The 20,713-nt window shown below is 54.3% G+C and carries 22 protein-coding genes; 13 read left to right on the top strand and 9 right to left on the bottom strand.

What is annotated here, in order from left to right:
* Window positions 1-192: 192 nt before the first annotated feature.
* The 3 genes from JTI98_RS15280 to JTI98_RS15270 are packed head-to-tail and all read left to right on the top strand — an operon-like array spanning window position 193 to window position 2,734.
* The gene (locus tag JTI98_RS15280; RefSeq protein WP_043000644.1) at window positions 193-1,596 is read left to right on the top strand and encodes a cytochrome ubiquinol oxidase subunit I; all 1,404 of its coding nucleotides are present in this window, start codon (window positions 193-195) and stop codon (window positions 1,594-1,596) included.
* Window positions 1,596-2,606 (top strand): cytochrome d ubiquinol oxidase subunit II, encoded by a 1,011-nt coding sequence (cydB, locus tag JTI98_RS15275; RefSeq protein ID WP_058588098.1) that lies wholly within the window; start codon window positions 1,596-1,598, stop codon window positions 2,604-2,606. The genes JTI98_RS15280 and cydB overlap by 1 nt, the downstream gene beginning before the upstream one ends.
* Window positions 2,606-2,734, top strand: a complete 129-nt coding sequence (locus JTI98_RS15270) for a DUF2474 domain-containing protein (protein WP_071888398.1) — start codon at window positions 2,606-2,608, stop codon at window positions 2,732-2,734. Before cydB ends, JTI98_RS15270 begins: the two co-directional genes overlap by 1 nt.
* Window positions 2,735-2,773: 39 nt before the next feature.
* Here JTI98_RS15270 and JTI98_RS15265 read toward each other — a convergent pair whose 3' ends face one another.
* The gene (locus tag JTI98_RS15265) at window positions 2,774-4,735 is read right to left on the bottom strand and encodes a U32 family peptidase (RefSeq protein WP_216081464.1); all 1,962 of its coding nucleotides are present in this window, start codon (window positions 4,733-4,735) and stop codon (window positions 2,774-2,776) included.
* A 78-nt stretch (window positions 4,736-4,813) separates the two neighbouring features.
* The gene (locus JTI98_RS15260; protein ID WP_216081463.1) at window positions 4,814-5,350 is read right to left on the bottom strand and encodes a helix-turn-helix domain-containing protein; all 537 of its coding nucleotides are present in this window, start codon (window positions 5,348-5,350) and stop codon (window positions 4,814-4,816) included.
* A gap of 91 nt (window positions 5,351-5,441) precedes the next feature.
* Here JTI98_RS15260 and JTI98_RS15255 point away from each other — a divergent pair, with 91 nt between their 5' ends.
* Window positions 5,442-6,596: a benzoate/H(+) symporter BenE family transporter gene (locus JTI98_RS15255; protein ID WP_216081462.1), complete on the top strand. Its 1,155-nt coding sequence runs from the start codon at window positions 5,442-5,444 to the stop codon at window positions 6,594-6,596.
* Here JTI98_RS15255 and JTI98_RS15250 read toward each other — a convergent pair.
* Complete coding sequence (locus tag JTI98_RS15250; protein WP_216081461.1) at window positions 6,573-7,448, bottom strand: helix-turn-helix domain-containing protein; 876 nt, start codon at window positions 7,446-7,448, stop codon at window positions 6,573-6,575. The genes JTI98_RS15255 and JTI98_RS15250 overlap by 24 nt on opposite strands.
* Window positions 7,449-7,619: 171 nt before the next feature.
* Here JTI98_RS15250 and JTI98_RS15245 point away from each other — a divergent pair, with 171 nt between their 5' ends.
* On the top strand, window positions 7,620-8,513 hold the full coding sequence (locus tag JTI98_RS15245; RefSeq protein ID WP_044267098.1) for a DMT family transporter: 894 nt from the start codon (window positions 7,620-7,622) through the stop codon (window positions 8,511-8,513).
* Window positions 8,514-8,546: 33 nt separating this feature from the next.
* Here the strand turns inward: JTI98_RS15245 and JTI98_RS15240 are convergent, their stop codons facing one another.
* The 3 genes from JTI98_RS15240 to tehA form a co-directional block, all read right to left on the bottom strand.
* The gene (locus JTI98_RS15240; RefSeq protein ID WP_043000637.1) at window positions 8,547-9,215 is read right to left on the bottom strand and encodes a DUF3313 domain-containing protein; all 669 of its coding nucleotides are present in this window, start codon (window positions 9,213-9,215) and stop codon (window positions 8,547-8,549) included.
* A 156-nt stretch (window positions 9,216-9,371) separates the two neighbouring features.
* The gene (gene tehB, locus JTI98_RS15235; RefSeq protein WP_044257871.1) at window positions 9,372-9,968 is read right to left on the bottom strand and encodes a tellurite resistance methyltransferase TehB; all 597 of its coding nucleotides are present in this window, start codon (window positions 9,966-9,968) and stop codon (window positions 9,372-9,374) included.
* Window positions 9,965-10,969, bottom strand: a complete 1,005-nt coding sequence (gene tehA, locus JTI98_RS15230; RefSeq protein ID WP_044327418.1) for a dicarboxylate transporter/tellurite-resistance protein TehA — start codon at window positions 10,967-10,969, stop codon at window positions 9,965-9,967. Before tehA ends, tehB begins: the two co-directional genes overlap by 4 nt.
* 112 nt (window positions 10,970-11,081) lie before the next feature.
* Here tehA and ydcK point away from each other — a divergent pair, with 112 nt between their 5' ends.
* Window positions 11,082-12,062: a YdcK family protein gene (ydcK, locus tag JTI98_RS15225; protein ID WP_216081460.1), complete on the top strand. Its 981-nt coding sequence runs from the start codon at window positions 11,082-11,084 to the stop codon at window positions 12,060-12,062.
* Here ydcK and rimL read toward each other — a convergent pair.
* Complete coding sequence (rimL, locus tag JTI98_RS15220; RefSeq protein ID WP_044327416.1) at window positions 12,054-12,599, bottom strand: 50S ribosomal protein L7/L12-serine acetyltransferase; 546 nt, start codon at window positions 12,597-12,599, stop codon at window positions 12,054-12,056. The genes ydcK and rimL overlap by 9 nt on opposite strands.
* Before the next feature lie 183 nt (window positions 12,600-12,782).
* Here rimL and JTI98_RS15215 point away from each other — a divergent pair, with 183 nt between their 5' ends.
* From JTI98_RS15215 to JTI98_RS15185, 7 genes are all read left to right on the top strand, one after another.
* On the top strand, window positions 12,783-13,904 hold the full coding sequence (locus tag JTI98_RS15215; RefSeq protein ID WP_058588104.1) for a M42 family metallopeptidase: 1,122 nt from the start codon (window positions 12,783-12,785) through the stop codon (window positions 13,902-13,904).
* Window positions 13,901-14,179: a PTS sugar transporter subunit IIB SgcB gene (gene sgcB, locus JTI98_RS15210; protein WP_086512595.1), complete on the top strand. Its 279-nt coding sequence runs from the start codon at window positions 13,901-13,903 to the stop codon at window positions 14,177-14,179. The genes JTI98_RS15215 and sgcB overlap by 4 nt, the downstream gene beginning before the upstream one ends.
* Before the next feature lie 12 nt (window positions 14,180-14,191).
* Complete coding sequence (sgcC, locus tag JTI98_RS15205) at window positions 14,192-15,505, top strand: PTS sugar transporter subunit IIC SgcC (protein ID WP_044257862.1); 1,314 nt, start codon at window positions 14,192-14,194, stop codon at window positions 15,503-15,505.
* An 11-nt stretch (window positions 15,506-15,516) separates the two neighbouring features.
* Entirely contained in the window at window positions 15,517-16,323 is an 807-nt protein-coding gene (gene sgcQ / locus JTI98_RS15200) for a BtpA family protein SgcQ (RefSeq protein WP_042318916.1), read from the top strand.
* Window positions 16,324-16,441: 118 nt separating this feature from the next.
* On the top strand, window positions 16,442-16,873 hold the full coding sequence (sgcA, locus tag JTI98_RS15195; protein WP_044257860.1) for an SgcA family PTS sugar transporter subunit IIA: 432 nt from the start codon (window positions 16,442-16,444) through the stop codon (window positions 16,871-16,873).
* Window positions 16,874-16,883: 10 nt separating this feature from the next.
* Window positions 16,884-17,516 carry a ribulose-phosphate 3 epimerase family protein gene (locus JTI98_RS15190; RefSeq protein WP_130097080.1) on the top strand — a complete coding sequence of 211 codons (633 nt, stop codon included), beginning with the start codon at window positions 16,884-16,886 and terminating at the stop codon, window positions 17,514-17,516.
* A 15-nt stretch (window positions 17,517-17,531) separates the two neighbouring features.
* Window positions 17,532-18,308, top strand: a complete 777-nt coding sequence (locus tag JTI98_RS15185) for a DeoR/GlpR family DNA-binding transcription regulator (protein ID WP_058588105.1) — start codon at window positions 17,532-17,534, stop codon at window positions 18,306-18,308.
* A gap of 210 nt (window positions 18,309-18,518) precedes the next feature.
* On the opposite strand, the gene JTI98_RS15180 is transcribed toward JTI98_RS15185, so the two are convergent.
* The gene (locus JTI98_RS15180; RefSeq protein WP_042318909.1) at window positions 18,519-18,743 is read right to left on the bottom strand and encodes a YdcH family protein; all 225 of its coding nucleotides are present in this window, start codon (window positions 18,741-18,743) and stop codon (window positions 18,519-18,521) included.
* Window positions 18,744-18,909: 166 nt separating this feature from the next.
* Window positions 18,910-20,565, bottom strand: a complete 1,656-nt coding sequence (locus JTI98_RS15175) for a glucan biosynthesis protein D (protein WP_044327040.1) — start codon at window positions 20,563-20,565, stop codon at window positions 18,910-18,912.
* Window positions 20,566-20,713 lie beyond the last annotated feature (148 nt).

The raw sequence follows: 20,713 nt of genomic DNA, 5'->3' as shown, positions 1-20,713 counted from the left end.
ATACAGAAAAATGCCCGTCGTGTAGAGCCGCTCGTATCAATTCGGGAAGGCAGATTCCAGAATTTATATCAACAGATGCAATTTGTAACATTCACGCAACTGTTATGGTTAAATAGAACCGTTCTGTTTCTGCCACTGAAACCCTTCCCGGCCTAGAATTGCGCTGAATCAATTTTTAGTGCGGAGCAATGCATGTCTGGTCTTGATGCGTTTCATCTGGCAAGGATCCAGTTCGCCTTTACGGTTTCCTTCCACATTATTTTTCCGGCGATCACCATTGGTCTTGCCAGCTATCTTGCGGTGCTGGAAGGTCTTTGGCTGAAAAGCAAAAATCCTGTCTGGCGCTCGCTATATCAGTTCTGGTCAAAAATTTTCGCCGTTAACTTTGGCATGGGCGTGGTGTCTGGCCTGGTGATGGCCTATCAGTTTGGCACCAACTGGAGCGGGTTTTCCGAGTTCGCTGGCAGTATCACTGGGCCATTACTGACCTATGAGGTGCTCACCGCCTTCTTCCTCGAAGCCGGGTTCCTCGGTGTGATGCTGTTTGGCTGGAACAAGGTTGGCCCCGGATTACACTTTTTCTCCACCTGTATGGTCGCTCTGGGCACGATTATTTCCACCTTCTGGATCCTCGCCTCCAACAGCTGGATGCAGACGCCGCAGGGCTATGAGATTGTCAACGGCCAGGTCGTGCCGGTGGATTGGTTCGCCGTCATTTTCAACCCGTCGTTCCCTTATCGCTTATTGCATATGTCGGTGGCGGCGTTTCTCAGTAGCGCGTTATTTATTGGGGCCTCTGCGGCCTGGCATTTACTGCGTGGCAACGCGACGCCCGCTATTCGCGCCATGTTTTCGATGGCGCTGTGGATGACGCTGATTGTCGCACCGTTACAGGCGCTCATTGGCGACATGCACGGTCTGAATACACTCAAACACCAGCCAGCCAAAATTGCCGCCATTGAAGGCCACTGGGAAAATCCGCCAGGAGAACCGACGCCGCTGCTGCTGTTCGGCTGGCCGGATATGGAACAGGAACGAACCCGCTATGGTCTGGCGATCCCGGCGCTGGGTAGCCTGATCCTGACTCACAGCCTGGATAAACAGGTCCCGGCGCTTAAAGAGTTTGCGAAAGAGGATCGCCCCAATTCGACGATGGTCTTCTGGTCGTTTCGTATTATGGCGGGGCTGGGTATGCTCATGATCCTGCTAGGTGTTTGCGCTCTGTGGTTACGCTACCGGCAGCGTCTTTATACGTCGCGACCGTTTCTGCGCTTCGCCTTATGGATGGGACCGTCAGGATTGATAGCCATTCTGGCCGGCTGGGTCACGACGGAGGTGGGCCGCCAGCCGTGGGTCGTCTACGGGTTGCAACGCACGGCGGATGCGGTCTCCGCTCACGGCGACCTGCACATGAGTATTTCTCTGCTGGCGTTCTTTGTCGTCTATAGCGCCGTCTTCGGCGTGGGCTACAGTTACATGATCCGCCTCATCCGCAAAGGACCGCTGGACACGATTTCCCCGACGCCGCCTACCGGCACGCCTGCCAGACCACTGTCTGCTGCCGTCCTCGATTCTCAACATGAGGCACACCGCTAATGGGTATTGATTTATCGGTAATCTGGTTCGTTATCATCGTTTTCGCCACGCTGATGTACATCGTGATGGATGGATTCGATTTGGGTATTGGCATTTTGTTTCCTGCCATTCGCGACGCTGACGATCGCGATGTGATGGTTAACAGCGTCGCTCCGGTCTGGGACGGTAATGAAACCTGGCTGGTCCTCGGCGGAGCGGGATTATTTGGCGCGTTTCCGCTGGCCTATGCGGTGATTATTGACGCCCTGACGATCCCGCTGACGCTGATGCTTATCGGGCTGATTTTTCGCGGTGTCGCCTTTGAATTTCGCTTCAAAGCCACGCCAGCGCATCGCCCGTTCTGGGATAAAGCTTTTCTCTGCGGTTCGATTCTCGCGACGTTCACTCAGGGCGTGGTGGTAGGTGCGGTGATTAATGGTTTTGCCGTCACCGGGCGTCGTTTCAGCGGCGGGCCGTTTGACTGGCTCACCCCTTTCACCCTGTTCTGCGGCGCGGGACTGGTGGTCACTTACGCCCTGTTGGGCGCCACCTGGCTGGTAATGAAAAGTGAAAATCCGTTGCAGGATAAAATGCGAGACGTGGCGAAAAAGTTACTGCTGTTGATGCTGCTGGTGATTGCGATGATCAGCCTGTGGACGCCGCTGGCACACCCGGTGATAGCGGAACGCTGGTTTAGCCTGCCGAATCTGTGGTTCCTGCTGCCGGTTCCGCTACTGGTCGCGGTGATTAGCATCTGGCTATGGCGAACGCTTCATCAACCGCACCGCCACGCGCTGCCCTTTGTGTTGACTCTCGGGCTGATTTTCCTCGGCTTTAGCGGACTCGGGATCAGCATCTGGCCGCATATCATTCCGCCATCCATTACGCTCTGGCAGGCAGCCGCACCCGCGCAGAGTCAGGGTTTCATGCTGGTCGGTGCGTTACTGATCATCCCTGTTATTCTGGTTTACACCTTCTGGAGTTATTACGTGTTTCGCGGCAAAGTTCAACATGGCGAGGGGTATCACTGATGCAACACTCTGTCTGGAAACGCCTGATGTGGCTGGTCATTTTGTGGGGCGGCAGCGTGCTGGCACTGGCCGCCGTAGGGATGTTCTTTCGCCTGATCATGACGGCGGCAGGATTTAAATCACATTAATGGGGCGCCGGATAGCGCTATGCGTATCCGGCAGCTTTGTTAGCCTTTACGCTTCGGCAGCGTTTTCATCAGCTCTTCCGGGCTGACGGAAGCCACCACGCTGCCAGGCAGCGGCATCTTCAGAATGTGATTTTTGATTTTACCAATCACATGCATTTCGCACGGACGGCAGTCAAATTTAAGCGTTAGCACCTCATCGCCGTTCACCAGTTGCATCGGCGTCGCCTTCCAGCTTTTGATATTGCCTTTCGCCTGCTTCGGACACAGATTAAAGGCAAAGCGCAGGCAGTGTTTGGTGATCATCACCGGCACCTCGCCCTTTTCTTCATGCGCTTCATACGCCGCATCAATCAACTGCACGCCATAACGATGGTAAAACGCCCGCGCCTTATGGTTGTAAACATTGGCCAGAAAACTCAGGTGTGATTGCGGATAAACCGGCGCAGGCTCGGACACCGGCTTGCGAACGCCGCGCTGGTAGCTTGCAAGGCGCGCGGCATCCAGCATCTCTACCGCTTCCCGGCGGAACGCATTAAGCAGGCTGTTCGGCACAAACAGCGCGCCGGGCAAATTCACTGCGATATCGCGGGCGTAATAGATTGTCTGCCCCAGTTTTGCCAGCCCTTCCTTCAGCCCGTTCAGCGCTTTTTCCGCGTTGTTGGCCTCATCAAACTGTCCATCCAGCGTATGGGTGATACTGACGCCCTCTTCGCTGGTCAGCGTCAGGATAAGTTGTTCCTGCCAGCCGCCCAACTCAATATCCACCGCCACCCGACGCTCGCTCGAGGTTTTGGTTAACGCCTGCTGCCAGTTATGGTCAAGGTTGCGGTTCAGCGGATGGTGTGGACGCAATTTATGCAGTTCGGCAGGCATTTCGCTCGGCCAGACGCGATAGCGATTTTGTCCGGTTTTTTCCACCGTATTGGCACGAAAGCCGACAACATCACGTTTGATCAGGACATTAAGGCCATCGCCGTTCGCCAGCGGCTCGCTGACCTCAACGTCCAGATGATCTTTCGCCACGTTCAGCACTTCACCCACCGGCAGGCCGATAAACTTCGGCGAATCAAAAGCGCCGATATCCCCTTTGCGCGCATTCACAAAGTAGTCGGTGCTGCCGCGATGAAAGGTTTTGTCCGTTGACGGGGTAAAGAAATGTTCCGTGCGTCCGGCGGAAGCCCGCGCCAGGTCACCGCGATCCTCAATGATGGCATCCAGCATCTGCCGATAGTGCGCGGTAATGTTCTTCACGTAGCTCATGTCTTTGTAACGCCCTTCAATCTTGAAGGAACGCACACCGGCGTCGATCAGCGCGCCAAGGTTAGCGGTCTGATCGTTATCTTTCATCGACAGCAGGTGTTTTTCATACGACACCACCCGTCCCTGATCGTCCTTCAGGGTATATGGCAGACGGCACGCCTGCGAGCAGTCGCCACGGTTGGCGCTGCGCCCCGTTTGCGCATGAGAGATATAACATTGCCCGGAATACGCCACGCATAGCGCCCCGTGGACAAAAAATTCGATGGTGGCATCGGTCGCCTGATGAATGGCTTGAATCTGCTCAAGACTCAGTTCACGCGCCAGCACAATCTGCGTGAACCCCACGTCAGCGAGAAATTTGGCTTTCTCCACGCTGCGAATATCGCATTGGGTACTGGCATGCAGTTCGATCGGCGGAATGTCGAGTTCCAGAATCCCCATGTCCTGCACAATCAACGCATCCACGCCGGTCTGGTAGAGATCGGTAATCAGTCGCTGTGCGGGTTCCAGTTCATCGTCGTGAAGGATCGTGTTCAGCGTGACAAAGATTTTTGCGCCATAGTGATGGGCGAACGGCACCAGCTCCGCGATATCTTGCAGGCTATTGCTGGCATTATGACGCGCCCCAAAACCGGGACCACCGATATAGACGGCATCCGCACCATGTAAAATGGCTTCGCGGGCGATGGCGGTATCACGTGCCGGGCTTAACAATTCAAGGCGATGTGGAGACGGGCGCATAGCGTTGTTTTTATCCAGTAGCAGCAAAATGGCGGCTATTGTAGTCAGAAGCGCCGCTTTGCGAAATAGTTTTCCCGCTTAACTGCGCGGGTAATGGATGAGCGAATGAAAGTGCACGGTCTGTTCGCTGCTGTTGCGATAAGCATGGGCGCTATCGCCGGCAAAACGAATGCCTTCTCCGGCCCTGATGACGCGCCATTGCTGGTCAATGCACATCTCCAGATCGCCTGCGATTACCACCACATGTTCAATCACGCCCGCTTCGTGCGGCGTGGATTCGCTGAGCGCACCGGGTGCCAGCAAAATTGAAAAGTGATCAAAACACAGCACCGGATCCCACGGGAACAACGGCGTCACGACCATCGCCTGCTCTTGCGGATCAAACGTCGGCAGTGGCTCAGATTCCGGCGACGAAATAAAGGTAGAGAACGGGACATTCAGCCCGGTGGCAATCTTCCATAACGTCGCCACCGTGGGACTGGACTCGTTGCGCTCAATTTGCCCGAGCATCGCTTTTGACACACCGGTGGCCTCGGCCAAGCGCGATAAACTCCACTCACGCTGTTTGCGCAATGTTTTCAAGGTGTTCGCCAGATAGTGTGTCAGGTTGTCCATTGATATCCTCCCAAAACATCAGCTTACCACTTGTACGTTATAACGCCCAGATGCTAGATTAAATGACCGTTATAACGCACAAGGAATGCCTATGCGTTCATTTTCCCTCCCATTACCCACGCTGCTTTCTGGCTTTGTCGCCGTACTGGTCGGCTATGCCAGTTCAGCGGCCATCATCTGGCAGGCCGCCGTGGCGGCGGGTGCCAGTACCGCGCAAATTGCCGGCTGGATGAGCGCTCTGGGCCTCGCGATGGGGATCAGTACGTTCTGGTATCGTGCGCCTGTATTGACGGCATGGTCAACACCCGGTGCGGCGCTGTTGGTGACTGGACTCCAGGGACTGACGCTGCCGGAGGCGATTGGCGTGTTCATCATCGCCAACGCGCTGATCGTGTTGTGCGGCGTGACCGGATTATTCGCCCGCCTGATGCAGGTCATCCCCCATTCGCTGGCGGCAGCCATGCTGGCCGGGATTTTGCTCCGCTTTGGCCTGCAGGCATTTGCCAGTCTCAATGATCAGTTTCTGCTTTGTGGCGGCATGTTGTTGGCGTGGTTGATTCTGAAGCGTATTGCACCGCGCTATGCGGTGATTGCGGCGCTGATTGCGGGTGCGGTCATTGCGTTATTTGAAGGTGACATTGCCACCTCTTCGTTAGCGATGACCCCGGTGTTGCCCACGTTTATTGCCCCTCAGTTTTCGCTGGCCCACTGTCTGGGGATTGCCGTACCGCTCTTTCTGGTGACGATGGCGTCGCAGAATGCGCCCGGTGTGGCGACCATGAAAGCTGCGGGTTACGATGTCCCCGTCTCGCCCCTGATCATTGTCACCGGATTACTGGCGCTGCTGTTATCTCCTTTCGGCGTTTATTCCATCTGCATTGCCGCTATCACCGCGGCGATTTGCCAGAGTCCGGAGGCCCATCCAGATGCAGCAAAACGCTGGCTGGCCGCCGCTGCCGCCGGCGTGTTCTATCTGTTGGCCGGTATTTTCGGCAGTTCGATTACCGGGGTGATGGCGGCGCTGCCGGCGAGCGGTATCCAGATGCTGGCAGGACTGGCACTGCTGGGGACGATTTCGGGTAGCCTGTATCAGGCGTTGAGTCATGAAAACGAACGTGATGCCGCCGTGATGACGTTTCTGGTCACCGCCAGCGGGCTGACGCTGTACGGAATTGGTTCGGCGTTCTGGGGGCTGATCGCGGGCGGGATCTGTTACACCGTCTTAAGGCTGGCGCGACGCGCGTAGCTGCGATGGCGTCTTCCCGGTCACCTGCTTGAAACGGTTACTGAAGTGACTTGGCGAACTGAATCCGCAGGCCAGCGCAATCTCCGTTAACGGACGCTGTGAGTGACAGACCAGTTGCTTTGCCACTGCCATCCGGCGCTGCATCACGTACTGATGCGGTGCCATTTTCATCGACTGGCGGAACATTCTGGCGAAATGAAATTCGCTCAGCGCAGCTTCATGCGCCAGATCGGCTAGCGTCAGCGGCTCCGCCAAATGGGTGTCGATATAAGCCAGCACATTACGCAGCGTCACCGGCGCGAGTCCACCCGTTACCGTCGGCAATCGCCACTGCACGTTGCTGTAGTGTTGAATAAGATGGGTCATCAGCAATGACGACGCGGCACTGAGCGTCAGGTGATTCGCGGGCTGGTGCCAGTCGTTGCCCAGTAAAAACTGGCGGTAAACCGCTGTAATCCCTGGATCGTTGCCAAACGTCCGTTCATCCAGCGTAAAACGGTAAGGGCTTTTATCCCAGACTTTTTCCCCGACTTCACGCAAATGCGCGTCAGTGCAGTAAAGATGCACGAACGAGAGGTCGTCGCGGATATCCCAGGTAGATTCACTCTCTTTTGGCAACAGGCAAAACCGGTCCGGTCCGCCCCCATTTTTCCAGCCTGAGGCCGTTTTTTGATAGCTCTCGTAGCCATCTGCCACATACAGACTGAGCGTGTGATGATCGCAATACTGCGTGATGGTATCGCGCTTATTCGACCATGCAGCTAACTGAACGCCCGAGCGCAGCTCGACCGACTCGTGTAACACGGCATTGTGCTGACTCAACTTTTCAAAGGCATCGTAGGACCGGGTCATACCACCACATAAACACTGTTATTCAGGCATTCAGTCTATCGCAGGTCATTGCGGTTACCACCCATCCGACGGAAAAAAGCGCAAGATTTTGCAAGTATCCCGCAAACCGATGAAAGCGCGTCGCCCGTGCAATCTGCGACAGTGAATTATTAGGTATGAAGGGAGAAAATAATGAACGCACTATTATATTGTCTGGTCGTGGTGATCTGGGGTACCACGTGGATCGCCATTTATTTACAGCAAGGTCCGGTTGCCGCACCCGTCTCGATTTTCTGGCGTTTTGCGGTGGCGACGGCGTTGATGATGTTGATTATGCAGATTCGTGGAAAGTTACGGACGCTGTCGTTACGTGACCATCTGTTTTGTCTGCTGCAAGGCAGTTGCGTTTTTTGCTTTAACTTCTGGTGTTTTTACACGGCGGCCGCCTGGATCAATACCGGACTGGAATCAGTTATCTTTTCCATGGCGGTGCTGTTTAACGCGGTGAATAGCTTCTTCTTCTTTGGGCAAAAACCTCCGCTGCGGTTTTACTGCGCCGCCGCGCTGGGACTGACGGGTATCGTCACCCTCTTCTGGCAGGATCTGATGAACAGCGGATTTAGCGGATCGCTGCTGCTGGGGATTGGTCTGAGCGCGCTGGGGACATTTGGTTTCTCTCTGGGAAATATGATCAGCCTGCGCCATCAGAAAAAAGGTCTGGAAGTGATGACTACTAACAGTTGGGCCATGCTGTACGGCACGCTGCTGATTGCAACGATTGCCCTTCTGCGCGGGGATAACTTCACTCCGCAATGGACCTTCAGCTACATCGGCGCCCTGCTGTATCTGGCGGTTTTCGGATCGGTCATCGCCTTCGGTGCCTACTTTACGCTGGTAGGAAGAATTGGCGCGAGTAATGCCGCGTACAGCACATTGCTCTTTCCGCTGGTTGCGCTGTCATTTTCTACGGTTTATGAAGGTTATAGCTGGCAGGTGAATGCGGTAGCGGGACTGCTTCTGATTCTGGTGGGAAACCTGGTGATGTTTGCCCGTCCACCGGCGCTGTTGCGCCGCCGGACAGCATAAAGAAACGCGCCATCAAACGATGGCGCGTCACGATTATTTCTGGTTTACATCAAACATGGTGGCATCCGTCGCCATGTCATCAACCACTTGTTTCAGCGTCTCAAATGCCATCGGCGTATTCTGGTTATTCAGATCTTTGCCTTCACCCTGACGCACGACTTTAATCACCGGCTTATTGGTCGCCGCATCAATTAACTCGCCTTCAAAGTAGAGATGGGTGTCCATCGTGCGGTGACCGGTTGCCATTTGGGTACCGGCAACCACCAACGCCACAGGCACCACTTCATAGAACTGCAGCCCTTCTTTGCTGGTATCCACCCCGGTGATCGCCCCGCGGAAGATCAGGCTACGCGGCCCCGGCGTGGTCACCAGCGGTTTACGTTGACCAATAGAGGTCTTCATCTTTGTGTTGGTGTAGTTTAACAACTGATCCAGCACATTCTGTCCAACCTGTGTGGAAGGTTTCGGGACCGGATAATAGGTTATTGGGTTCCAGACGATGTTGTCATATTTGGTATCACTAAAGTTGGGATCAACCCAACGCAATACCGGATGCCCCGTAGCAGATTTTGTTTCCTTAAGACCTGAATAGTCTTTTAAAAACCCCGAGTATTTATCAGGCTGCGTCACTTTTGAGGCACAGCCTGATAACGCCAGTAAACCAGTAAGCACTGCAACTTTAAATAAAGTATGAGTACGCATGAAACGATCCCTTAGAATATGCAGATATGCAGTTGAAATAGTAGCAAAGGGAAATCATCTGCGTTGGATTAAAAATGGTAACCAAAGCACAATTTTTTCAGAGCGCCCATTTTTAAGAAAAATGCTGGGCGCAGAGGGGGTTAGCGGAACATCGACTTAGGCTGTTTTACGTGCCAGCAGCGTGGCAAAGCGCAGTTTAATTCGGTTACCGTTGGCGTCAGTACGATGCAATTCACCAACATCTTCATTATATTTCAGTAAATCCCAGCCTTCGTAATAACGACGAAGTTCTCCTTCTTTAAACGCAAAGGGGAAACCCACGGTGCACGGAAAATCAGCGGTATCCATGGCGGCAACAATCAGGTTATAACCGCCTGGTTTAGTGCAGCGCTGCATATTCTCGATTAAGCCTGGAATCGTTTTGGCTTCGAGGAACATCATCACCACGGTGGAGAGAATAAAATCATATTCGCCCTCAAACGTTAGCGCGTTGAGATCCACCACGTTGGCCTGGAGATTGTCCAGCCCTTCTGCCGCCTTAATTCGCTCGACGTTGGCAATGCTCATCGGATTTTTATCCCACGCGGTCACGTCAAAGCCCTTCGCCGCCAGATAGAGACTGTTACGCCCATTGCCACAGCCCAAATCCAGCGTTTTTCCCGGCTTAACGACCTTCATCGCCTCCAGCACTTCCGAGTGGGTGCGGGTTAAGTCGTATTTTTCAGTGAAGTAATTTTCGTCACGAAGGGTCATTTTTTATCCTCAGATTTCAGTAATGCCGCGCGCTCTGTGCGAATGAGCAGTTTTCCCTGCATCAGCAGCGCGAACGTGCGTAGCAGCAATAATGCAATGATAACATTGGTAAAGATGAATAGCGGCAGCGCCAGCGTGTGAAAAAAGCCCGACGGGCTGGCGTGACCAAGATGTAATCCGGTGGTCGCCAGCGCCGACACGCCGAACGAGAAACTCCAGAATGAGGCGTTAAACGGCTGCGACAAATACCAGGGCATCAGGCGGAGCATAAACAGCAGTTGCAGCAGGCCGTAGCCAAACAGCATTTTCGCCAGCGTGTCGCTCTCGCCGCCGTTGACGCTCAGCCAGGCGCTACAGGCCACCAGCGCAGGCGCAAGCTGGATCCCCAGCGAAGTCCGCATGGCAGTGGGTAATTCCCCGGCACTGCGCAGACGTTGCAGGATAACCGGCTCCAGGCTCAGCCAGGAAAAAACGCCGGCACCTAAAAAAACCAGTCCGGCATCGGTATAGCCTAATGCGCCGCAGGCCATCGCACTGATAAAGTTATTGGCGACCGTCGGTAAATACAGTCCCGGCGTCGTCGCCTCTTGCGGATGCGAACCGCGCCACAGCCCGGCGGTCTGCCACGCGGCGTAAACCAGTTGAATAACCACTCCGACGCTGAACAACCCCATCGCCAGCGGACGACACCACGGTACAAAACCCATCGCCACCAGCATTGTGGTGGCCGGAAACAGGCTGACAAAACTGCTCATCACCGGATGGCGAATCTCAGCAATCACGCTGTGGGGGAAACGAATCAGACGCGTGATAAACGCCAGCGTCAGCAGCCCCCATATCATCATCGCCAGAATCACCAGACCATCGCCAAACCAGTGGCTGACAGGCCAGATTTGGCTGGCATAACGCCAGGCAAATCCCATTCCAATCGTTCCCAGCACCATGCCAAAGTAACCGGCGGGAAGGTTCAGAACACGATCGCTATGCTTGCTGTTACTCATTTTGTTTATTTTTTAAAGTATATTTGAAATGCATTTTATGGAATTTCATCCGTTTTAGCCAGTGCCGCAGAATTTGCTACGGTTAGAGTAAGCCACTAAACGGAATGCCTTCATGCGTAAATACCGACTCAGCGACGAACCGCGCGCGTTCAGCTACCAGGATAATGGCAATAAAATGAGCGTATTACTACGCCAGATTATTGCACTCATTGACTTTAATGATGTGAAAGCCGGTGACGCTGGCGGCTGGATTGATGATGAAAGCGTGCTGGACCACGCCGGACACTGCTGGATTTACGACGAAAATACGCTGGCCTTTTCCGGCTGTACGATTTCGGGCAATGCGCGTATCACACAACCCTGTCTTCTGCGCGACAACGTTCACATTAGCGATAATGTCTGGATTGACCGCGCTGAACTCAGTCACGGCGCCAGAATAAGTGACAACGTCACTATTCAGTCATCCACGGTCCGTGGCGATTGCCACCTCTTTGGCGATGCGCGAATTTTGCAGCAATCGGAAATCATCGCGGCACGCGGGCTGACCGTCGAGCGCGATCAGATCCTGCAAATCTATGACCGCGCCACGGTCAGCCATTCACGCATTGTCCACCAGGCACAAATCTATGGCGATGCCATCGTCAGTCACGCCTTTATTGAGCATCGGGCAGAGATCTTTGATGAGGCGCTGATTGAAGGAAATGACAAAAACGACGTCTGGATTTGCGATTGTGCGAAAGTGTACGGACGGGCGCAGGTGATCGCCGGAACGGGAGACGATGCGATCCCCACGCTACGCTACAGTTCACAGGTGGCGGAACAAGCGCGGATTGAAGGTAACTGTGTCCTTAAACATCACGTTCTGGTGGGCGGAAACGCCGTGTTGTGCGGCGGTCCCATTTTACTCGACGATCATATCCTGATTGAAGGCGATGCGCGCATTCTTGGTGAGGTGCTGATTGAAAATCACGTTGATATCCGGGGACATACCACCGTGGAAGCCGCCACAGACGACGCCATTCACCTGCGCGGGCCGAAAGTGTTCAACGGCGATCAGCATATCACCCGCACGCCGCTGATTGGCTCACTGTAGCGTCGAATCAATGATGCGAGCATACAGGTTAACATCGTCATAGTGTCCGTTCAGAAACTCCGCCTGTTTCAGGCAGCCTTCCAGTTCAAAGCCATTACGCTGCGCAACCTGATTGCTTGCCTGGTTCTTTACCCGGCATTTGATCACAAAGCGACGGATTTCGCCGCGCCCGGCATAGTGGTGAATAAATGCCTGCAACGCCCGCGACAGGATCCCTTTCCCCTGCTGCGTTTCGTCTATCCAGTAACCGATATAGGCCGCTTTGTTCAACGGCTCAATCTGATTGAACGACAGCACGCCCAGCATCTCCTCGCCGGCAAAAATGAGGAACATTTTGGCGTAGTCCCGCTGATGCAGCATCATATTACCCTGCACCGTTTTGCGCGTATCCTCTTCCGTATTGACGTACTGCGGCCAGTCAAAGAACTGCATTAGCCAGGCCTTGTTTTTACATACCAGTTGATACAGGCCGGCAACGTGACATTCTTCAACCGCCCGTAGCTGCAGCGTGTCATCGATCTCAATAATTTCACTCACCCGTTCCTTCCTCCCACGTTCAGACTTTCATCAGCATTGAGCGTTTTTATTCCACTCACCTCACATTATTTTTTATTTCCTCAGCTTTGGCTATTTCCACGTGAAGCAGCTCACAATTATTCGCCCAGCCAGCGCCTATAAAACGCTCAACGAGTGATTGTTTTATCGTCTACGGAGATCCTTATGTCATTTTCTGTGCAGGAAACACTGTTCTCGCTTTTGCATCTCAATGCGGTTTCTGGGCATGAAAACAGCGTCGCTGAGGTCATGCTACGCGAATTTACACGTCAGGCAAAAGAGGTCTGGCGCGATCGCTTAGGAAATGTCGTCGCCCGCTACGGTAGTGATAACCCCAACGCCTTGCGCCTGATGATGTTTGCCCATATGGATGAAGTCGGCTTTATGGTGCGCAAAATTGAGCCGTCGGGTTTTTTGCGCTTCGAACGCGTGGGTGGCCCGGCGCAGGTCACCATGTCCGGCTCGATGGTTACGCTTGCCGGGGATAACGGCCCGGTGATGGGATGCATCGGCATTAAGGCGTACCACTTCGCAAAGGGGGATGAACGCACGCAGTCGCCTTCCGTCGATAAACTGTGGATTGATATTGGCGCGAAAGATAAAGCCGACGCCCAGCGGATGGGCATTCAGGTTGGCACACCGGTTACGCTGTATAACCCGCCGCAACTGCTGGCGAACGACCTGGTGTGTAGCAAAGCGCTGGACGATCGTCTGGGATGTACCGCGCTACTGGGCGTCGCGGATGCCATCGGCGCGGCGTCGCTGGATATCGCGGTATATCTGGTGGCCTCGGTGCAGGAAGAGTTCAACATCCGCGGCATTGTCCCGGTTTTACGTCGCGTTAAACCAGATCTTGCAATCGGTATTGATATCACGCCGTCCTGCGATACGCCGGATCTGCAGGACTACTCAGAGGTTCGCGTCAATCAGGGCGTTGGCATCACCTGTCTGAACTACCACGGTCGTGGCACGCTGGCGGGATTAATTACACCACCACGGCTGATCCAGATGCTCGAGCAAACGGCTCTTGCGCACCATATTCCCGTGCAGCGCGAAGTGGCGCCTGGCGTCATCACCGAAACCGGTTATATCCAGGTTGAGCAGGACGGCATTCCCTGCGCCAGCCTTTCCATCCCTTGTCGTTATACCCATTCTCCGGCGGAAGTCGCCAGTCTGCGTGATTTGACTGACTGCATTCGCTTATTGACCGCCCTGGCTGGCCTGCCAGCCGAGCACTTTCCCGTTGAGCCTGATTCAGGCACTACACAAGAGGCAAATCCATTATGAAAAAGATCCTTGTGGCATGCGGTACCGGCATGTCGACGTCAACCATGATTGCGCACAAGTTGCAGGAGTTCCTTGCCGAGCAAGGCATTGCGGCAAGCACCGCCCAGTGCTGTCTTAATGAGATCCCGCTGAACTGTAACGGCATGGACCTGATTGTGACCTCCATGCGCACCAACAACGATTACGGTGTTCCCACGTTAAACGGCGCGGCCCTGCTAACGGGAATTAACGACGACGCCTTAAAACAAGAAATCAAGGCACTGTTAACGCAATAACAAGGAGGCACTATGTTTGACTACATCCTGTCTCTCGGCGGTACTGTTTTTGTCCCCATCATCATGATTGTGATTGGGTTGATCTTCCGTATTCCCTGGCTGCAGGCGATCAAGGCCGGGGTGACGGTAGGGATTGGTTTTGTCGGGATGGGACTGGTGATCGTGATGGCGATCGACAGCCTCAGCCCGCCCATCAAAGTGATGATTGAACGCTTCGGCCTGACCCTGCATGTGTTTGACGTCGGCGCAGGGCCGGCTTCCGGCGTCGGGTACGCCACCGCCATTGGCGCAATGATTATCCCGATCATTTTTCTGCTCAACGTCGCGATGCTGGTCACTCGTCTGACCAAAACCATGAACGTCGATATCTATAACTACTGGCACTACGCCATTACCGGCACCGTGGTCCAGTTAATGACCGGTAGCCTGATTTATGGCGTGCTGGGGGCCATTTGCCACGCGGCGCTGTCGCTAAAAATGGCCGACTGGACGGCAAAACGCGTGCAAAGCATTGTCGGTCTGGATGGGATCTCGATCCCGCAAGGTTATGGTTCGAGTTCCGTACCGCTGTTCGTTCTGCTGGATGCTATCTATGAAAAAATCCCGTTCATGAAGGGACGCAACATCGATGCCCAGGAGATCCAGAAACGCTACGGGATGGTGGGCGATCCGGTCATTATCGGCGTCGTGCTCGGCCTGATCTTTGGCCTCGCTGCAGGTGAAGGTTTTAAAGGATGCGCCAGCCTGATGATTACCGTCGCGGCGATTATGGTGCTGTTCCCGCGCATGATCCGCCTGATTGTTGAAGGGTTGCTCCCCATCTCCGACGGCGCACGGAAATTTTTCCAGAAATATTTCAAGGGGCGCGAGGTGTATATCGGTCTGGATACCGCCGTCACGCTGGGCCATCCCACCACGATTGCCGTTGGTCTGCTGCTGATCCCCATCATGCTGATTCTGGCCAGCATCTTACCCGGCAACAAAGTGCTGCCGCTTGCCGATCTGCCCGTCGCACCGTTCTTTATCTGTATGGCGACGGTGATCCATCGCGGCGACCTGATTCGTACCTTGATCAGCGGCGTGATTGTCATGGTCACCGTCCTGTTGATTGCCACGCAGTTTGCCCCGTATTTCACCGACATGGCGCTTAAGGGCGGCTTTAGTTTTGCCGGTGAAAACGCGCAAATCTCCGCGCTGTCCGTGGGCAACATGTTTGGCTGGTCAATCTCGGAGCTGATGTCGCTTGGCATTATTGGCGTCGTCGTGGCGGTGGGTATCGTCGCCAGCGTCGTGCTGTTCTTACGTAAACGTGAACTATCGGAATAAGGAGTACCTTCATGAGTTGGCTGAAAGAGGTTATTGGAACGGAAAAAGCCGTCATTGCCATGTGCCATTTGCGTGCATTGCCCGGCGACCCGAGCTTTGATGCACAGAAAGGGATGAACTGGGTTATCGACCGCGCCCGGGACGATCTGCTGGCGCTACAGAATGGCGGCGTGGATGCCGTCATGTTTTCCAACGAGTTTAGTCTTCCCTATCTCACGAAGGTTCGCCCGGAAACCACGGCAGCAATGGCGAGGGTGATTGGGCAGTTGATGAGCGAAATCCGCATTCCGTTTGGCGTCAATGTGTTGTGGGATCCGGTCGCATCATTCGATCTGGCAATGGCGACGGGCGCAAAATTCATTCGCGAGATTTTTACCGGTGCCTACGCCAGCGACTTTGGGGTCTGGGACACGAACGTCGGCGAGACCATTCGTCATCAGCACCGCATCGGCGCAGGTGAAGTCAAAACGCTGTTCAACATTGTGCCTGAAGCGGCGGTGTATCTGGGTAATCGCGATATTTGTTCCATTGCCAAATCCACGGTCTTTAACAACCATCCTGACGCCCTTTGCGTCTCTGGTCTGACGGCGGGCGCACGCACCGACAGCGCCCTGCTGAAGCGGGTCAAAGAAACGGTACCGGATACCGTGGTGCTGGCGAATACCGGGGTGTGTCTGGAAAACGTCGAGGAGCAACTGAGCATCGCCGACGGTTGCGTAACCGCCACCACCTTTAAAAAGGACGGCGTGTTCGCCAACTTTGTCGATCAGGCGCGGGTCAGTCGCTTTATGGAAAAAGTGCATCACCTGCGGCAATAAAAAAGGGGATAAGCAGCGCGCTTACCCCCGGTAGAACAGCGATCCCTGCCGCCTTCGTCAAAAGTCTCGACGGGGATCGCTATCAGAGTAACCCTAACCGGCAAGGAGTCAACGACTGATGATTAACGATGTTAAGTGGGTACAGGCACAGCGAGAGGCCAGGGACTGGCGTCAGGCCGTCGAAATCGCTGCTCGCCCACTGATTACCTTTGGCGCGGCGCAACCAGACTATGTGGACGGTATTATCGACAACACCCTGAACTGGGGGCCGTACTATGTCATTGCCCCCGGCATCGCCTTGCCTCATGCGCGGCCCGAACAAGGCGCTAACCATAATCAGGTCAGCATCACGACGTTAAAAACGCCCGTTGCTTTTGGGCATGAAGAGTGTGATCCGGTCTGGCTGCTGCTGTGCGTCAGCGCGACGGATGCCAATGCGCATATCCTCACCATCCAGCGCATCAGCCAGTTTATCGATTCGCCTGAACGACTCGCAGCAGTCCGACACGCGCAAACTGACGCCGCGCTGTTCGCGCAGATTACCGGTTAACGGAGGCGATATGATTCTGCACCCTTCTCTCGCATCGGCAGATCCACTGCACTACGGGGCGACGTTGAGCGCGCTGGCCGATGCCGATATCGGCTCACTGCATCTGGATATCGAAGACAGCAGCTTTATTAACAACATCACCTTTGGCCTCAAAACCGTACAGGCTGTCGCCCAACAGACGACGCATCCCCTTTCGTTTCATTTCATGATTGCCCGCCCGCAGAGTTGGTTTCCCATTCTGGCAGAGATCAAACCGGCATGGATTTTTGTTCATGCCGAAGCGCTGGCATACCCTTCTGAGACGCTGGCAGAAATTCGCGAAATCGGCGCAAAAGCCGGGCTGGCGGTGAATCCCGCCACGCCAATTGACGGGTATCGATATCTGGCCCCGCAACTGGATGCGCTAATGGTGATGACCAGCGAACCAGACGGGGTCGGACAACAGTTTATTCCCCCCCTGTGCGCCAAAGTCCGCCAGGTGCGTGAGTATTTTCCACAAGCCGCGTGCTGGGCCGATGGCGGCATTACGCTTTCTGCGGCACAACACCTGGCGACGGCGGGCGCACAACATCTTGTCGTGGGGCGTGCACTGTTCTCATCAGAGAATTATCACACCACGTTATCCCGGTTTGCAGGACTGTAAGAGGAGATTGCTTCGATGAGCCAACAGCGCCCTGACCGTATCAAACAGATGCTGCACTATCTGTGGCAACATCGTCATCTCTCCACCCAACAGGCCATGGAACTGTTTGGTTATGCGGAGGCGACCGTCCGTCGCGATTTCCAGTATATCGCCAGCCAGTATCCCGGTATGACTCGCGGTCATGGCTGTCTGGATTTCGACGACAGTATGGACGACAAAGAGTATGTCTTTGAGGTTAAGCGGACACTGCAATCCGAGGCAAAAAAAGAGATTGCCGCCCTTGCCCGCACGATGATCAAAGACGGTGACTGTTTCTTTCTCGATTCCGGCTCGACCTGTCTCGAACTGGCGAAATGTCTGGCCGATGCACGTGTGAAGGTCATCTGCAATGACATTAAAATCGCCAATGAACTGGGCTGTTTTCCGCACGTCGAAAGTTACATTATCGGCGGACTTATTCGTCCGGGTTACTTTTCGGTTGGTGAAAGCCTGGCGCTGGAGATGCTCAATGCGTTTTCAGTGGAACGGGCCTTTATCTCCTGCGATGCGCTGTCGCTGGCCACGGGGATCACTAACGCCACCCTGTTTGAAGTCGGCGTGAAGACGCGGATTATTCAGCGTTCACGAGAAGTGATACTGATGGCCGATCATTCAAAGTTTGATGCGGTGGAACCCCATGCCGTCGCCACGCTCTCTTGCATTAAAACGATTATCAGCGACAGCGCGTTAGCGGATGATATTGTTCAGCGTTATACCCAAGCGGGATGCCACCTGGTTTTACCACACCGTTGAATAGCAGGCACAAAAAAGCCGCCAGGGCTGGCGGCTTAGATTGCTGACAGAGAAGGAAAAAGCGTGGTTTTTCCTTCTCTGTAATTATCAGCCGAAAATCAATAAATTGATTTTCCTGATTTTTAATGAGGTGATTTCTTCTTATCCGGTATCAGGATAAGGTTTGTCATCTCTCTCAAGCCGCCAGGGCTGGCGGCTCATAAATGCGGATTATCCCGCGTCAACACTTTCTTTCTGCAGTATTTTGAGCATATCGTCCTTCAACTGAAGTTTCTGTTTTTTCAGCCGAACGACTTCGAGATTGTATCCCCGACCATCGGAACCTTCCAGCCTGGCAATTTCATGATCAAGGTTGTTATGCTTTTCAAAAAGCGACAAAAAGCGAGGATTCTCGGATTTCAGTCGGGAAATCAGATCTCTGTATTCTGGAAACATACGCTCTCCCTGTTAGTGATAAACCATGTGTATAAGAAATACACTCCATCAGCTTACCCATTTGACTTAGGGAAAAATGCGAACAGGATCGTGTTTAATTCCTGAACAGATATTTCGCATGCCTGGCTGTTGACGCCCTTCGCATTTCGAAGGGCGTTGGCGCAGATTAACGCATCACGCGATCGTCGACGTAGGTCCGTTTATCCGGCGCCGGCGGGAAATACTGGTACAGCCAGGTTTCACTGATCGCGTCGCCCTGGCAGCGCAGGAACATACGCATGTCCACCGGTTCGGTCGAGTCTGACGTGGGATACCAGTCAAACTGGATGCGGTAACCGTCAAACGGCTCAACGTAGAGAATTTCAATCTGCTTCGCTTCGCCGCTGGACAGCGTAATCACCGGCTCAATGCCTTTCGGCGCGGCCGCTTTCAGATCGCCACCGACGAAATCGACTGCAAAACGTCGCGCCCATTTCTCTGGATAGTGCTCGCCCGGCGCCCAGCCCTCCGGGAATCCGCCCATACCGGTGCGAGTGGCCATCACGCGCGCCAGTGGCGAACGGACCGGCGGCTGTGCGCTCCAGTACAGACGGTATTTATATTCCAGCTCATCACCCGCTTCGATGGCTTTTTCCGGCTGCCAGAAGCAGACCACGTTATCCAGCGTTTCGCCGGTTGTCGGGATCTCCATCAGCCCGATGGTGCCTTTGCCCCACTTGTTACGAGGTTCCACCCACAGGCTTGGGCGCTTGTTGTACCAGCCCATGATGTCCTGATAGTGGGAGAAATCACGATCCAGTTGCAGCAGGCCGAACCCTTTCGGGTTGTTATCGGTATAGGCGTTGAATTGCAGCTTTTGCGGGTTATTCAGTGGGCGGCAAATCCACTCGCCGTTGCCCCGCCACATCGCCAGACGATCGGAGTCATGGATTTGCGGATGAATGGTATCGCACATGCGGCGTTCGTTATTGCCGCAGCTGAACATGCTGGTCATCGGCGCAATGCCCAACTGTTTGATGTCTTTGCGAGCATACAAACGGTTTTCAACGTCCATGATCACCTGGCTCTTCTCACAGTGAATCACGAACTTATAGGCACCGGTGATGCTCGGACTGTCCAGCAGCGCGTACACGGTAAAGGTGGTGGCGCCGGGTTTCACCGTATCGAACCAGAAGGCGGTGAAGTCCGGGAACTCTTCTTTGGTGTCGGTGTAGGTGTCTATCGCCAGACCACGCGCGGAAAGCCCGTACTGATAGGTATCATCGACGGCGCGGAAATAGCTCGCACCGAGGAAAGAAACCACGTCGCGTCGTGCCAGCTCAGGCGCTTTGAAGACGCGAAAACCGGCAAAGCCGAGATCGGTTTGCCCTTCCAGTTGTCTGGTATCAACGCCAGCATCATTGTATTTAAACAGTTCCGGACGGAAGTGAATCTCCCGCGCCAGATGGGTGCTGGAATCGACGGAGAACATGCGCACGCGACGACGGAAGCCCATCCCAACGTGAAAGAACTGCGCGTCCAGCTGACGGCCTTCGACGTTGTTCCACAGCGATTGCGCGGCATCATACTGAATGCTGTTGTAGGCCTGCGGTGTCAGATTCGCCAGCGTATTGGGCAATGCGCGCGGCGCACCGCCCCACGGTTTCTGCGCGAGATCGTGCGCCATCGATTGCAGCACGGAAAAATCAAAGCGGACGGTTTGTCCGTCCGCAATGTCGGATTCCGCCGCATACGCGGCACGGGTGAAAAGTGATGCAATACCACTGGTACCGCACACGGCGGCCATTGCCATTGAACCTTTAATAAATCGTCTGCGATTCATACCTGAAAGTAAATCCTTCTGGTCATGTGAAGGGTCCCGCGCTGGCGCTCGACAGCGGCAAGAAGATGCATAATTCTGACCGCTCACTCTAGACAAAATTGATTAATAATCCAATTGTTGGCCGCAGATTATCTGAACAAAACGGAAT

Source organism: Citrobacter sp. MGH 55 (assembly GCF_016906145.1).
GTDB classification, from domain to species: Bacteria; Pseudomonadota; Gammaproteobacteria; order Enterobacterales; family Enterobacteriaceae; genus Citrobacter_A; species Citrobacter_A amalonaticus.
The sequence above is the reverse complement of the archived record's forward strand: the minus strand, read 5'-3'. Positions and strand labels throughout refer to the sequence as shown.

Bases quoted from the DNA above. Each gene is read 5' to 3' on its own strand.
- cydB (WP_058588098.1), top strand. From the start codon at position 1,596: ATGGGTATTGATTTATCGGTAATCTGGTTCGTTATCATCGTTTTCGCC.
- sgcC (WP_044257862.1), top strand. From the start codon at position 14,192: ATGTTTGACTACATCCTGTCTCTCGGCGGTACTGTTTTTGTCCCCATC.
- sgcA (WP_044257860.1), top strand. From the start codon at position 16,442: ATGATTAACGATGTTAAGTGGGTACAGGCACAGCGAGAGGCCAGGGAC.
- JTI98_RS15245 (WP_044267098.1), top strand. From the start codon at position 7,620: ATGAACGCACTATTATATTGTCTGGTCGTGGTGATCTGGGGTACCACG.
- JTI98_RS15270 (WP_071888398.1), top strand. From the start codon at position 2,606: ATGCAACACTCTGTCTGGAAACGCCTGATGTGGCTGGTCATTTTGTGG.
- JTI98_RS15265 (WP_216081464.1), bottom strand. From the start codon at position 4,735: ATGCGCCCGTCTCCACATCGCCTTGAATTGTTAAGCCCGGCACGTGAT.
- sgcQ (WP_042318916.1), top strand. From the start codon at position 15,517: ATGAGTTGGCTGAAAGAGGTTATTGGAACGGAAAAAGCCGTCATTGCC.
- tehA (WP_044327418.1), bottom strand. From the start codon at position 10,969: ATGAGTAACAGCAAGCATAGCGATCGTGTTCTGAACCTTCCCGCCGGT.
- JTI98_RS15215 (WP_058588104.1), top strand. From the start codon at position 12,783: ATGTCATTTTCTGTGCAGGAAACACTGTTCTCGCTTTTGCATCTCAAT.
- ydcK (WP_216081460.1), top strand. From the start codon at position 11,082: ATGCGTAAATACCGACTCAGCGACGAACCGCGCGCGTTCAGCTACCAG.
- JTI98_RS15280 (WP_043000644.1), top strand. From the start codon at position 193: ATGTCTGGTCTTGATGCGTTTCATCTGGCAAGGATCCAGTTCGCCTTT.
- JTI98_RS15175 (WP_044327040.1), bottom strand. From the start codon at position 20,565: ATGAATCGCAGACGATTTATTAAAGGTTCAATGGCAATGGCCGCCGTG.
- tehB (WP_044257871.1), bottom strand. From the start codon at position 9,968: ATGACCCTTCGTGACGAAAATTACTTCACTGAAAAATACGACTTAACC.
- sgcB (WP_086512595.1), top strand. From the start codon at position 13,901: ATGAAAAAGATCCTTGTGGCATGCGGTACCGGCATGTCGACGTCAACC.
- JTI98_RS15260 (WP_216081463.1), bottom strand. From the start codon at position 5,350: ATGGACAACCTGACACACTATCTGGCGAACACCTTGAAAACATTGCGC.
- JTI98_RS15190 (WP_130097080.1), top strand. From the start codon at position 16,884: ATGATTCTGCACCCTTCTCTCGCATCGGCAGATCCACTGCACTACGGG.
- JTI98_RS15185 (WP_058588105.1), top strand. From the start codon at position 17,532: ATGAGCCAACAGCGCCCTGACCGTATCAAACAGATGCTGCACTATCTG.
- JTI98_RS15255 (WP_216081462.1), top strand. From the start codon at position 5,442: ATGCGTTCATTTTCCCTCCCATTACCCACGCTGCTTTCTGGCTTTGTC.
- JTI98_RS15250 (WP_216081461.1), bottom strand. From the start codon at position 7,448: ATGACCCGGTCCTACGATGCCTTTGAAAAGTTGAGTCAGCACAATGCC.
- JTI98_RS15240 (WP_043000637.1), bottom strand. From the start codon at position 9,215: ATGCGTACTCATACTTTATTTAAAGTTGCAGTGCTTACTGGTTTACTG.
- JTI98_RS15180 (WP_042318909.1), bottom strand. From the start codon at position 18,743: ATGTTTCCAGAATACAGAGATCTGATTTCCCGACTGAAATCCGAGAAT.